Here is a 13371-nt window from a genome sequence, read left to right as displayed (position 1 = left end):
CGTTCCCTCTACGCGCGCGCGGCGCTATGGGAAGGCGAAACGACAGGAGACGGCGGTGTCAGCGGTGAATCTTCCCTCCTTGGCCACCCTCCCCGAACAGGCGCGCGGGCTGCTGGCCCGCCTTGGCGTGCCGGCCACCCGCCTTGCCGGCGCGCGGGTCGCGCGCACGCCGCTGACCGGGGAAACCCTGGCCCATGTGGCCGAGGACGGGCCCGAGCAGGTGGAAGCGACGGTGACGCGCGCGGAGGCGGCGTTCCGCCACTGGCGCACAGTGCCGGCGCCGCGTCGGGGCGAACTGGTGCGCCTGTTCGGCGCGGAGCTGCGCGCCGCCAAGGCGGACCTGGCGCGGCTGGTCTGCCTGGAGGCCGGCAAGATCGCCTCCGAGGGCGCCGGCGAAGTGCAGGAGATGATCGACATCTGCGATTTCGCCACCGGCCTGTCACGCCAATTGCACGGCCTCACCATCGCCACCGAGCGCCCCGAGCACCGCATGATGGAGACCTGGCATCCGCTGGGGGTGGTGGGCGTCATCTCCGCCTTCAACTTCCCGGTGGCGGTGTGGGCGTGGAATGCCGCGCTGGCGCTGGTGTGCGGCAATGCGGTGGTGTGGAAGCCCTCGGAGAAGACCCCGCTCACGGCGCTGGCGGTGGACGCGGTGTTCGCCCGCGCGGCCGAACGCTTCGGCGACGCGCCCGAAGGCCTCGCCACCGTGCTGCTGGGCGGGCGCGAGGTGGGCGAGGCGCTGGTGGACGATCCGCGCGTGCCGCTGGTGTCCGCCACCGGCTCCACCACCATGGGCCGGGAGGTGGCGCCGCGCCTGGCCCAGCGCTTCGCCCGGGCGATCCTGGAACTGGGCGGCAACAACGCCGCCATCGTCGCCCCCTCCGCCGACCTCGACCTGACGGTGCGGGCGGTGGCCTTCGCCGCCATGGGCACCGCCGGCCAGCGCTGCACCAGCCTGCGCCGCCTGATCGTGCACGAGGACATCTATCCCGACCTGCTGGCCCGCCTGGAGCGCGCCTACGGCTCGGTGCCCGTGGGCGACCCGCTGACAGCCGGCACCCTGGTGGGGCCCCTCATCGACGCCGCCGCCTTCGACGCCATGCAGGTGGCGCTGGAGGCGGCGCGCGCCGCCGGCGGGCGCGTCATCGGCGGCGCGCGGGTGGGCACGACCGCCCTGCCGGACGCCTTCTATGCCCGCCCGGCCCTGGTGGAGATGCCGGGCCAGACCGACACGGTGGCCGCCGAGACCTTCGCCCCGGTGCTCTACCTGCTGCGCTATCGCGACCTTGATGCCGCCATCGCCCTCAACAACGCAGTCAGCCAGGGGCTCGCCTCGTCCATCTTCACCACCGACCTGCGGGAGGCCGAGCGCTTCCTGTCGGCCACCGGCTCCGACTGCGGCATCGCCAATGTGAACATCGGCCCCTCGGGCGCGGAGATCGGCGGCGCGTTCGGCGGCGAGAAGGAGACCGGCGGCGGGCGCGAAGCCGGCTCCGATGCCTGGAAGGCCTACATGCGGCGCGCCACCAACACCCTCAATTACGGCCGCGCCCTGCCGCTCGCCCAAGGGGTGTCGTTCGACATCGCGTGATCCACAGCGGAGCCCCACAGACGTGGGAATACGGATTCAACCGCCCCCACATTTGCTCTACCGTCGCGTCACGTTGGCGGACAGGAGCCGAATCACCCGCGCGTCCCTGCGGGCGCCGCCGCTCCCGCCCCACCACCGCGCACCAGCAGGAAAGGCAGGTTCATGCTGCATCCCAAGGGCCTGTTCTTGACGGTGGCGGCGCTATCCGTCACGGCGCTGGTGGCGGGCGCCGGCGCGCCGCGCGCGCTCGCCGCCCCGCCCGCATCCCAGCCCACGTCGCCCGCCGCGCCCCTCCCCCTGGAAGATCGCGCGGCGACCACCATCGATCCCGCCGCCGTCGCCGCCCTGACCCGCATGGGCGAGACGCTCGCCGCCCTGAACAGCTTCGAGCTGACCGCCCGGACCACCGTCGAGGTCACGCTCAAGGACGAGCATCAGGTTCAGATCGGAGGCGTGGTCCACTATTGGGTGAAGCGGCCGGACCGGGTGCGCATCGACAGCGAGACCGACACGCTCTCCCGGCAATATTTCTTCGACGGCAAGACCTTCACCCTGGTGGCGCCGAACGACCGCTACTTCGCCCAGACCGAAGGCCGCGGCACCATCCGCGACACCCTGGCCTTCGCCGCCCAGGCGCTCGACATCGAGGTGCCCCTCGCCGACCTGTTCGACTGGGGCACGGCGGAAGCCCCGCTGAAGCAGTTCGAGCGCGGCTTCTATGTCGGCACGGCCAAGATCGACGGCACCACCACCGAGCATTATGCCCTGATCGGCAAGGACTTCGATTTCGAGATCTGGATTCAGCAAGGCGACGTGCCGCTGCCGTTGAAGCTGTCCCTCGTGGACCACCGCGCCGCCGCCGGCCCGCGCTTCACCGCCACCCTGAGCTGGCGGCCCGATGCCGCCATTCCCGACGACATCTTCACCTTCGTCCCCAGCAAGGACGTGGCGCGGATCCGGTTCGCCAAGCCCGCTTCGACACCCGGGTCCATCCCCCCTGTCCCCCCCGCACCCGCGTCGAAGGGAGCCCAATGATGCCGCGTCACCCGGTCGAGCGCCCCCGGCCCATGCCCGCCGCGGCGGCGCACGCCGACGCCACGCACGATGCACCGCGCGGCGTCCTGCGCACCCTGAGGCGCACCTCCGCCGCCGGCGCCGCCCTGCTCGCCCTCGTGCTGCAACCGGCGAGCGCCGTTGGCTTTGGCTTCCACGGCGGCGGCATGCCCCACGGCGGCTTTGGCGGCGGCTTCGCCCATGGCGGCTTCGACATGGCGGCGCCGCGCTACAACACCGCACCCCATTTCAACGCCAACCCCGCGTTCAACCGCCCCATCCCACCGGGACATGCATTCGGCCTCTCCCCCGGACATGCCTTCGGCCTCCCGCCCGGACCCGTGCCGGGGCCCCACCCCTATCCGCCAGGACCCGGCCCCTTTCCGCCAGGACCGCACCCCTATCCGCCGGGGCCGCACCCCTATCCGCCCGGACCACACCCATTTCCGCCCGGACCGCACCCCTATCCACCGGGGCCGCACCCCTATCCGCCCGGACCACACCCCTATCCACCGGGGCCGCACCCCTATCCGCCCGGACCACACCCATTTCCGCCCGGACCGCACCCCTATCCGCCGGGGCCAGCGCCCTATCCGCCCTACCACCCCGGCTATTGGCCCGGCCCCTATTATCCCGGCGGCTGGTGGGGCGGGACGCCGGTGGGCGTCGCCGCCGGGGCTGCCATCACCGCCGCCGTCATCGGCTCGCTCGTCTATTCGCTGCCGGACAATTGCCAGCAGGTGATCGTTACCGGTGTCGTCTATCAGAACTGCGGACCGAACTGGTACCTGCCGCAGTTCACGGGCGGCCATGTGGTCTATGAGGTGGTGACCAGCCCCTACTGACGCCGAAGGCCCGTGAGCCGCGCTCACGGGCCCGTTCCGAAGCCCTCCGGGTGAGCGAGCGAAACAGGCTTGGCACCGGACGAAGCGCCAGACCGGATGCCACGGGACACGCGCTGGCGGCGCCCCAAGCACCGCCAGACCGCGCTCCGGCCCCGCAAGGCCACAGCGTTCACGTGCTGGCGACACCAAGGACAGCACGGTCGGGCGCGCCACGGGTCATCGGCGGTCACGGCTGGCGAAGTCAGGACCGGGCCGGGACAGGACCGCGACAGCAGACGAGACCAGCCCGGCCACGGCAGCGCCCGCCGCGCGCCGCAGCCGATGGCAGGGACGGGCGGAGGCCGAGGGACGCCCCACCCCGACGCCCCACCCCGACGCCCACACCACCGACGCCGAACGGACATCACGCCGCCGGTTCGCCGCTGCAGCCACCCCCGACCGCGCCGCGCCAGTAGCCCCGCCGCCTCAGGACGGCAGCAGGCCGCGCACCAGCAAATCGTGATAGTCCTGCGCCACCTGCTCGGCCGACTGGCCACGCCCCGGCTTGAACCAGCGCACCATCCAGCTCAGCAGCGACAGCACCGCGCGGCCGGCCATGGCTGCTCCCACCGGCCGGAACGAGCCATCCGCCACGCCATCGGCGATGATCTGCCGCAACAGGCCCTCATGGGCATCGCGCAGGGCCAAAGCGTCGTCTTTCAGCTCGCTGTTGGCCATGCCGGAGAAGCCCACCAGCATGGTGCCGAAGCAATCGTAATTGTCGGCCAGGAAGCGCGCGTGCGCCATCATGTATTGGCGCAGCTGCTCCACGGGAGGATCCTCCCGGTTCACCGCCGCCGCCGCCGTCTCATAAAGGCCGGTGAGGGTGAAGATGATGATGGCGTCGTAAATCTCCTGCTTGGAGGAGAAGTAGTTATAGATGGCGCCCTTGGAATAGTTCATGGCGCGCGCCAGCTCGGCCAGGGAGCCGGAGGCGAAGCCCTTCTCGGCGAACAGGCGCGCCGCCTGCTGAAGAATCTCGGCGCGCGGATCGTCCAGCAGCGGTGGCCGCCCCAGGGGACGGGTCGGCGAGCGGGCTGGCGGACGGTCCAGCGGACCCGGAGCCACCGGCGCCTTTCCCGGCACAGGATCGCCCGGCCCCGGCTTCGGCGCAATGGACCGCGCCGGCTCCGATTTGCCGCGCTCCAATTTGCCACGCCTCGATTTCGCGGACTCCAGCGCGGCCGGCTCCGGCGGAGCGGACATCGCCGATGCCGTCTCGGCCGCCAGCGGACGCGCCGCTCCGCCGGACGCGGCGGCGCGCCGGGTGCGGCCGGCCACCGGCTTCTGCTCCTTGTCGCCCACCCGGTTTCTCCCCCTTCGCGCGCCCCGTCCAGGCGCCCCGTCTTGCGCGTGACCGCGCGGCACGTCGATTCGCGCCGGCCCGAGGCCGTCTTAGAGCCCGGCGCCGGCCGGCGAAACCCGCCCCGCCCGGCTCCGGCGCCAACGCCACGCCACAAAACGCGCAACGCCTCTTGACCGTCGCCGCAGCATTATATACCGACTGGTCGGAAAGTAAATCACAGCCACCATCCACCCCTAGGAGGCACGCCCATGTCCGCGTCATCTGCCAAAGGCTCCGCGAAGCCGGTGTTCGACTGGACCGACCCGTTCAATTTCGAGAGCCAGCTCACCGAGGAAGAGCGGCTGGTGCGCGACACCGCCCGCGACTATGCCCAGGACAAGCTGTTGCCGCGCGTGACCTCCGCCTATCTCGACGAGCGGTTCGACCGCGAGATCATGAACGAGATGGGCGAACTCGGCCTGCTCGGCCCCACCATCCCGGCGGAATACGGCGGCGCCGGCCTCAATTACGTGTCCTATGGCCTCGCCGCCCGCGAGGTGGAGCGGGTGGACAGCGGCTATCGCTCGGCCATGAGCGTCCAGTCGTCGCTGGTGATGCACCCCATCTACGCCTATGGCACCGAGGAGCAGCGCAAGAAGTACCTGCCCAAGCTCGCCACCGGCGAATGGGTGGGCTGCTTCGGCCTGACCGAACCCGATGCCGGCTCCGACCCGGCCGGCATGCGCACCCGCGCCGAGAAGATCGACGGCGGCTACCGCCTCAAGGGCGCCAAGATGTGGATCACCAATTCGCCCATCTCCGACCTGGCGGTGGTGTGGGCGAAGTCGGCGGCCCATGACGGCGCCATCAAGGGCTTCGTGGTGGAGCGTGGCACCAAGGGCTTCACCACCCCGAAGATCGAGGGCAAGCTGTCGCTGCGCGCCTCCATCACCGGCGAGATCGTGCTCGACGACGTGGAGATCCCGGAGGAGAACCTGCTCCCCAACGTGTCCGGCCTCGCCGGCCCGTTCGGCTGCCTCAACCGCGCGCGCTACGGCATCGGCTGGGGTGTGATCGGCGCGGCAGAGGCCTGCCTCGCCCAGTCCCGCCAGTACACGCTGGACCGCAAGCAGTTCGGCCGCCCGCTGGCCAACACCCAGCTGGTTCAGCTGAAGCTGGCCAACATGGCGACCGAGATCGCCCTCGGCCTGCAACTGGCCCTGCGCGCCGGCCACCTGCTGGACGCCGGCCAGCTGCCGGTGGAAAGCATCTCCTTCCTGAAGCGCAACAATTGCGGCAAGGCGCTGGACATCGCCCGGGTCGCCCGCGACATGCACGGCGGCAACGGCATCTCCGCCGAGTTCCATGTGATCCGCCACGCGGCGAACCTGGAAACCGTGAACACCTACGAGGGCACCCACGACATCCACGCCCTCATCATCGGCCGCGCCATCACCGGCCTCCAGGCGTTCTTCTGAGCCGCCTGCCGTGCGTGGCGCCCAGCGCGCCACGCATCGTATTACGTAACGTCATCAACACCCTGAAGTTGCAGCACAATAGCCCCCCACATAAGGTGCGCGCGCAAAGGGAAGCTCTCTTCCCTTAGGTCAGGGAGATATGACATGGGCGTGCAAGCGACCGGGAGTCCGGTGACACGCGTGAACACCGCGACGATACGCCATCAAACCGATGCGCAGGTCACCGCTCTCGACGACGGTGGATGGGTGGTCGCCTGGGTCTCTTCGGCCACCGATAAAATAGCCTCCGGCATCGTTCAGCAGCGCTATTCGGCAAGCGGCAGCGCAGTGGGCAGCCAGCAGCGCGTCACGACCAGCATGACGCGCAACGACACCGAGCCCACCATCACCGGCCTCGCCGATGGCGGATGGCTGCTGACGTGGCGGGCCCAGGACAAGACCTTGAAGGACCTCGGCCTCTACCAGAGGCGCTATGATGCCACCGGCGCCGCCATCGGCCCCGAGGCGCGCGTCACCGGCAGCGCCCAGCAGCCGCAGACCGATGCCTCCGTCACCGCGCTCGGCGATGGCGGATGGGTGGTGACATGGCAGACCCAGACCAGCCACGGGCAAAATCAGGTGGTCCAGCAGCGCTATGATGACCAGGGCCAGCGCGTGGGCCAGCAGACGCAGGTGGGAAGCCCCGGCTCCGAGCCGTCCACCCCGTCCGTGACGGCGCTGCCCGACGGCGGATGGGTCGTGAGCTGGCAAAGACGGTTCCCCAACGACTTCGCCTCGACCCTCCTGCAGCAGCGTTATGACGCGGACGGCAAGCCCCAGGGACCTGAGACCAGCATCAGCGACTATGCCCCGCAGAGTGTCCCCAGCTTCTACGATCCCGTGCTCTCCGCAGCCCCGCTGGCCTCGCTCGCCGATGGCGGATGGGTCGTGGCATCCACCATCACTGACAGCCTGCAGCGGACCCAGGTCACGGTGCTCACGCATTTCGATGCAAGTGGCATGATCGTTCAGTCTGGCGCCTCGGATGTGAGAGACATCCAGGGCAGCGCCGTCGAGCCCACCGCGACGCCCGCCGTCACCGCGCTCAGCGACGGCGGCTGGGTGCTCACCTGGAGCACCAGGACTGCCGACGGATATGAAGCCCGGATCTTCCAGACCCGGTTCGACGCGCGCGGCGTCCTGGTCGGCCCGCGCGTGGAGGTCGCCTCCCTCGCCGACGGCAATCAGCTCCAACCCTCGGTCACGGCCCTTGCCGATGGCGGATGGGTGGTCACCTGGACCGGCTACGGCGGCAGCACCGACGGCGTTGGCATCTACCAGCGCCATTTCGCCGCCGACGTCTACGGCACGGCGCGCGCGGACTCCCTCTCCGGCACCGGATGGGACGAATATCTCGTCGGCTATGGCGGCGACGACCTGATCGACGGTGGCGCCGGGGCCGACATCATGCTCGGCGGCTTCGGCAACGACACCTATGTGGTGGACGACGCCGGCGACGTGGTTCGCGAGCTCGCGAAGCAGGGCACCGACACCGTGCGGGCCTCCGTCTCATTCTCCCTGCGCCGCACCAGCGCCACCGAAAACCTGACCCTCACCGGCGATGACGCCATCGACGGCACCGGCAACGGACTCGCCAACGTCCTCACCGGCAACGCCGCGGCCAATCGGCTGAACGGCGGTGCCGGAAATGACCGGCTCATCGGCGGCCAGGGCGACGATACCCTCATCGGTGGCGACGGCGTGGACGTGTTCGTGTTCACCGACACCGGCGACCGCGATGTCATCAGCGACTTCGACGTCAAGGCGAAGGAGCGCATCGACCTCTCGGGGCTGGATGCGGACGCCACGGCGACGGGGGATCAGGCTTTCGTCTTCATCGGCGGCTCCGCTTTCCACGGCGCCGCCGGCGAGCTGCGCGCCCGCTCGTCCGGCGGAAGCACCACCTTGTATGGCGACACCAACGGTGATTGCGTCGCCGATTTCTCCATCCGCCTTGCCGGCGTTGCCACCATCGGCAACACCAGCATCCTGCTCTAGCCCCCCGCGCCCTCCGCCGGGCGGGCGGGGGACCTCATCCCTCTCCGGACACGCCGTCCCCGGGCAGCGCGTCCGGAGTCCTCCCCATCGGGACTCCGTCCCTCTCCTGGAAGCTGCCATGCCCGCTCCCCTCGCTGGTCTTCGCGTTCTCGAACTCGCCCGCATCCTGGCCGGCCCCTGGTGCGGGCAGATGCTGGCGGACCTCGGCGCCGAGGTCATCAAGGTCGAGCGGCCCGGCGCCGGCGACGACACCCGCACCTGGGGGCCCCCCTTCCTCACCGGCGCCGACGGCGCCGACCTCGGCGCCGCCTATTTTCACGCCACCAACCGCGGCAAGCGCTCGGTGGCCATCGACTTCGAAAGCCCCGAAGGCCAGGCGACCATCCGCGCGCTGGCGGCCCAAAGCGACGTGGTGATCGAGAATTTCAAGCTGGGCGGGCTCAAGAAGTACGGGCTCGACTATGAGAGCCTGAAGGCGGTCAATCCGCGCCTCGTCTATTGCTCCGTCACCGGCTTCGGCCAGGACGGGCCCTATGCGCCGCGCGCCGGCTATGACTTCCTGGTGCAGGGCATGGGCGGCATCATGGACCTCACCGGCGCCCCGGATGGCGAGCCGCAGAAGGTGGGGGTGGCGTTCGCCGACATCTTCACCGGCCTTTATGCCACCATCGGCATCCTGGCCGCCCTGCGCCGGCGCGAGGCCACCGGCGCAGGCGGCCATGTGGACATGGCCCTGCTCGACACCCAGGTGAGCGTGCTCGCCAACCAGGCCATGAACTACCTCGCCTCCGGCAAGGCGCCGAAGCGCATGGGCAACGCCCATCCCAACATCGTGCCCTATCAGGTCTTCCCCTGCGCCGACGGCTATTTCATCGCCGCCGTGGGCAATGACGGCCAGTTCGCCCGCTTCTGCGCCGTGCTGGGCGTACCGGAGCTGGCGGCGGAGCCCGACTTCAAGACCAATCCGCAGCGGGTGGCCCACCGCGCCGCTTTGGTGCCGCAGCTCTCCGCCCTCACCGCCACCTTCAAGCGCGACGACCTGCTCGCCGCGCTGGAGGCGCGCGGCGTGCCGGCCGGCCCCATCAACACCGTGCCGCAGGTGTTCGAGGACCCCCAGGTGATCCATCGCGGCCTCAAGGTCGATCTGCCGGAGGCCGGCGGCGGCACCGTGCCCACGGTGGCGAGCCCCATCGTGCTCGACGGCGAGCGCCAGGTGGCCGCCAGCGCCAGCCCGCGGCTCGGCGCCGATACCGAGGCGGTGCTGGCCCTGCTGAAGGCCGCCTCCGCCTGACCCCAGGCCCGGCCCCGGGACGCGGCGCGCCAGCCGCGCCGACGGCCGGGCCCGCACGACGCCGCGGCCCGCCCCCCGCTACTCCGGCTCGCGTCCCCCCCGGCTCAAGGCGGTCCGCCCGAAACGATCCCGCCCGACGCGCTCCCCCCCCCCGGCGGCCCCCTCGCATCCGGGTTTGACGCGCGGGCCGGGCGCTGGCACATCTCTTGCGATGATCGTGGCCATGCCCAGCCCCCGTCTTCCGGTGCCGACGGCATGAAATTCGACCGCCTGCGGCTGGTCGGCTTCAAGACCTTCGTCGAGCCCACCGAACTGCTCATCGAGCCCGGCCTGACAGGCGTGGTGGGCCCGAACGGCTGCGGCAAGTCGAACCTGGTGGAAGCCATGCGCTGGGTGATGGGCGAAAGCTCGCACAAGGCCATGCGCGCCCAGGACATGGACGACGTGATCTTCTCCGGCACCACCGGCCGGCCCTCGCGCAACACTGCCGAAGTGGCGCTGCACCTTGACAATTCCGACCATACCGCCCCCGCCGCCTTCAACGAGTGGGACCAATTGGAAGTGGTCCGGCGCATCGAGCGCGGCTCCGGCTCCGCCTATCGCATCAACGGCCGCGACGTGCGCGCCCGCGACGTGCACCTGCTGTTCGCGGACGCCTCCACCGGCTCACGCTCCCCGGCCCTGGTGCGCCAGGGGCAGATCGGCGAGATCGTCGGCGCCAAGCCCAACGCGCGCCGCCGCATCCTGGAGGAGGCGGCCGGCGTCGCCGGCCTCCACGCCCGCCGCCACGAGGCGGAAACCCGGCTCAAGGCGGCCGAGCTCAATCTCTCCCGCGTCGAGGACGTCATCACCCAGATGGCCTCCCAGGTGGAGAGCCTGCGCCGCCAGTCGCGCCAGACCGTGCGCTACAAGACGCTGGCCGCCGAGGTGCGCCGCTGCGAGGCGACCTTGATGTGGCTGCGCTGGCGCGAGGTGACGGTCACCCTGGCTGAGGCCGAGCGGGCGCTCGCCGCCACCCAGCGTGACGGGGCGGAGCTGACCCGCGTGCAGGCCGAATCGGCCCGCCTGCAGGCGCTCGCCGCCCATGCCCTGCCGCCGCTCCGCCAGGCCGAGGCGGAAGCCGCCGCCGCTCTGCAGCGCCTGGTCCACGCCCGCAATGCGCTCGACCAGGAGGAGGCCCGCGTCGCCGCCCGCCGCCAGGAGCTGGAGCGCCGCCTGGTGCAGCTTGCCCAGGACCTGGAGCGCGAGACCTCCCTCTCAGCCGATGCCGAGGGCGTGCTGGAGCGGCTCGACGCCGAGCGCGAGGGCCTGTTGGCCGAGCAGGAGGAGGCGGCCGAGCTGGAAGCGATCGCCGCCGACCGCCGCGAGGAGGCCGCCGCCCTGCTGGAGGAGGCGGAGGCCCGGCTTCAGGAGAAGACCGCCCATCTCGCCGACCTCGGCGCCCGCCGCGCCAGCCTGGACCAGAGCCTGCGCGAGATGCGCGACCGCCTGCTGCGCAATGCCGCCGAGCGTGCCTCGGTGGACGCGGAGGAAGGCCGGCTGAATCGGGAAGCCGGCACCGCCGCCCTGGACGACATCCGCCTCAATGCCGAGATCGCCCGCGAGCGCCTCGCCGAGGCCGAGGAGGCCACCCTGGCCGCCGAGGCCGAGCATGCCGCCGCCCGCCGCGCCGTGGAGGCGCTGCGCCCGGCGGCGAACGAGGCGGAGAAGCGCTTCGGCCGGCTGGACGCGGAAGCCCGCACCCTGGCCAAGCTGCTGCACGCCACCGACCATCGCTTTCCCCCGGTCGCCGATCTCGTGACCGTCGCCAAGGGCTACGAGACCGCCCTCGGCGCTGCCCTGGGCGACGACCTCGATCTGCCCGTGGCCGCCGGGGCCCCGGCCCGCTGGGCCGGCAGCGCCGCCGGTCCGGCCGATTCGCCGCTGCCGGCGGGCGCCGAGCCGCTGGCGCTCCATGTCGCCGGCGCCCCCGCTTTGGCCCGCCGGCTGGCCCAGGTCGGCATCGTCGCCCGCGAGGATGGCGCGCGCCTCGCCCTCCTCCTGAAGCCCGGCCAGCGGCTGGTGTCCCGCGCCGGCGACCTGTGGCGCTGGGACGGGATGGTGGCGGCCGCCGACGCGCCCACCGCCGCCGCCCGCCGGCTGGCCGAGCGCAACCGCCTCGCCGATATCGAGGCGGATGCCGCCGCCGCCCGCGCCGCGGTCGAGGAAGCCCGCGCCGCCCTGGACGACCAGGAGGGCCACCTGCGGCTAGCCGCGGCCACCGAGACCCAGGCCCGCGAGGCCCGCCGTGCCGCCCAGCGCGCCGCCGAAACCGCCCGCGCCGTGCTGGAGGCGGCCGAGCGCAAGGCCGCCCAGCACATGGCCCGCCTCGCCGCCATCGCCGAGGCGCGGGCGCGGCTAGCCGCCGCGCGCGGCGAGGCCGAGGCCCAGCTCGCAGACATCCAGGCGCGGCTTGCCGCGCTCGACGCCCCCCAGGTGCTGGAAACGGAGCTGGCCCGCGCCCGCGCCGACGCCGGCGAGCGCCGCGCCGCCCTCGCCGAGGCCCGCGCCGCCGTGGAGGCGCTGCGCCGCGACGCCGCCGCGCGCCTCAAGCGGCTGGACGCCATCGCCAGCGAACGCCGGTCCTGGCAGCAGCGTGCCGGCGGCGCCGGCGAGCGCCTCGCCGCCATCAGCGCCCGCGCCGAGGAGGCCCAGACGGAGCTGGTGGAGATTGAGGAGGCCCCCTCCGACCTCATCCGCCAGCGCCGCGCCCTGATGCAGGCCCTCGAAGCCGCCGAGGCGGCCCGCCGCGCCACCGCCGACCAGCTCGCCGAGGGCGAGGCGGCGCAATCCGCCGCCGACAGGGCGGCCCGCGAATCGCTGGACGCCCTCTCCCAGGGCCGGGCCGATGCCGCCCGCGCCGAGGCCCGACTGGAGGCCGCCCGCCAGCGCCGCGACGATGTGCAGCGGGAGATCCTCGAAGCCCTGGACGGCCCCCCGGAAACCGCCCGCGCCCAGGCCGGCCTGACCGACGACGAGAACCTGCCCGAAGCGGACGCCGTGGAGGCGGTGCTGGACCGGGCGCGGCGCGACCGCGACCGGCTCGGCGCCGTCAACCTGCGGGCCGACGTGGAGCTGGCGGAGGCCGAGGAGCGCCACACCTCCCTCGTCACCGAGCGCGACGACCTGATCGAAGCCATCAAGCGCCTGCGCGGGGCCATCTCCAGCCTCAACCGGGAAGCCCGCGAGCGGCTCCAGGCTTCGTTCGTGGTGGTCAATGCCCACTTCAAGTCGCTGTTCGACACGCTGTTCGGCGGCGGCGAGGCCGATCTGGTGCTGACCGATGCCGAGGACCCGCTGGAAGCCGGCCTCGACATCATCGCCCGCCCGCCGGGCAAGAAGCCGCAGACCCTGTCGCTGCTCTCCGGCGGCGAGCAGGCGCTCACCGCCATGGCCCTGATCTTCGCCGTGTTCCTCACCAACCCGGCGCCCATCTGCGTGCTGGACGAGGTGGACGCACCCCTGGACGACGCCAATGTGGAGCGCTTCTGCGCCCTGCTCGAGGAAATGACGCGCCGCACCGACACGCGCTTCCTCACCATCACCCACAATCCCATCACCATGGCGCACCAGAATCGCCTGTTCGGCGTGACCATGGCCGAGCGCGGCATCTCGCGGCTGGTGTCGGTGGACCTGCAAGGCGCCGAGCGCCTGCGGGAAGCCGTCTGAGGGCGCCGGCACCCCGTCCTGGCACCACCCGGTGGCGCATA

At 71.9% G+C, this 13371-nt stretch carries 8 protein-coding genes; 7 read left to right on the top strand and 1 reads right to left on the bottom strand.

What is annotated here, in order from left to right; translation table 11 throughout:
• Positions 1-79: 79 nt before the first annotated feature.
• The 3 genes from amaB (at position 80) to V5F53_RS20465 (ending at position 3492) form a co-directional block, all read left to right on the top strand.
• Positions 80-1594 carry an L-piperidine-6-carboxylate dehydrogenase gene (gene amaB, locus V5F53_RS20475; RefSeq protein ID WP_393995501.1) on the top strand — a complete coding sequence of 505 codons (1515 nt, stop codon included), beginning with the start codon at positions 80-82 and terminating at the stop codon, positions 1592-1594.
• A gap of 162 nt (positions 1595-1756) precedes the next feature.
• Positions 1757-2629 carry a DUF2092 domain-containing protein gene (locus tag V5F53_RS20470; protein ID WP_393995500.1) on the top strand — a complete coding sequence of 291 codons (873 nt, stop codon included), beginning with the start codon at positions 1757-1759 and terminating at the stop codon, positions 2627-2629.
• Entirely contained in the window at positions 2626-3492 is an 867-nt protein-coding gene (locus V5F53_RS20465; protein WP_393995499.1) for a hypothetical protein, read from the top strand. Before V5F53_RS20470 ends, V5F53_RS20465 begins: the two co-directional genes overlap by 4 nt.
• Before the next feature lie 465 nt (positions 3493-3957).
• On the opposite strand, the gene V5F53_RS20460 is transcribed toward V5F53_RS20465, so the two are convergent.
• Entirely contained in the window at positions 3958-4836 is an 879-nt protein-coding gene (locus tag V5F53_RS20460) for a TetR-type transcription factor C-terminal domain-containing protein (RefSeq protein ID WP_509212684.1), read from the bottom strand.
• 249 nt (positions 4837-5085) lie between these two features.
• Here V5F53_RS20460 and V5F53_RS20455 point away from each other — a divergent pair, with 249 nt between their 5' ends.
• The 4 genes from V5F53_RS20455 (at position 5086) to smc (ending at position 13330) form a co-directional block, all read left to right on the top strand.
• Positions 5086-6294 (top strand): acyl-CoA dehydrogenase, encoded by a 1209-nt coding sequence (locus tag V5F53_RS20455; protein WP_393995497.1) that lies wholly within the window; start codon positions 5086-5088, stop codon positions 6292-6294.
• Between the two features lie 144 nt (positions 6295-6438).
• On the top strand, positions 6439-8331 hold the full coding sequence (locus tag V5F53_RS20450; RefSeq protein WP_393995496.1) for a calcium-binding protein: 1893 nt from the start codon (positions 6439-6441) through the stop codon (positions 8329-8331).
• A gap of 118 nt (positions 8332-8449) precedes the next feature.
• A complete protein-coding gene (locus tag V5F53_RS20445) occupies positions 8450-9622 on the top strand; it encodes a CaiB/BaiF CoA transferase family protein (protein WP_393995495.1) in 1173 nt (390 codons plus the stop codon).
• Positions 9623-9877: 255 nt separating this feature from the next.
• Positions 9878-13330 (top strand): chromosome segregation protein SMC, encoded by a 3453-nt coding sequence (gene smc / locus V5F53_RS20440; RefSeq protein WP_393995494.1) that lies wholly within the window; start codon positions 9878-9880, stop codon positions 13328-13330.
• The last annotated feature ends 41 nt before the right edge of the window (positions 13331-13371 follow it).

It is taken from the genome of Xanthobacter cornucopiae (genome assembly GCF_043195065.2).
In the GTDB taxonomy this organism is placed as follows: Bacteria; Pseudomonadota; Alphaproteobacteria; order Rhizobiales; family Xanthobacteraceae; genus Xanthobacter.
The sequence above is the reverse complement of the archived record's forward strand: the minus strand, read 5'-3'. Positions and strand labels throughout refer to the sequence as shown.

Excerpts from the sequence above, each read along its gene's own strand:
- V5F53_RS20470 (WP_393995500.1), top strand. The coding sequence starts at position 1,757 with ATGCTGCATCCCAAGGGCCTGTTCTTGACGGTGGCGGCGCTATCCGTC.
- V5F53_RS20465 (WP_393995499.1), top strand. The coding sequence starts at position 2,626 with ATGATGCCGCGTCACCCGGTCGAGCGCCCCCGGCCCATGCCCGCCGCG.
- V5F53_RS20455 (WP_393995497.1), top strand. The coding sequence starts at position 5,086 with ATGTCCGCGTCATCTGCCAAAGGCTCCGCGAAGCCGGTGTTCGACTGG.
- V5F53_RS20450 (WP_393995496.1), top strand. The coding sequence starts at position 6,439 with ATGGGCGTGCAAGCGACCGGGAGTCCGGTGACACGCGTGAACACCGCG.
- V5F53_RS20445 (WP_393995495.1), top strand. The coding sequence starts at position 8,450 with ATGCCCGCTCCCCTCGCTGGTCTTCGCGTTCTCGAACTCGCCCGCATC.
- smc (WP_393995494.1), top strand. The coding sequence starts at position 9,878 with ATGAAATTCGACCGCCTGCGGCTGGTCGGCTTCAAGACCTTCGTCGAG.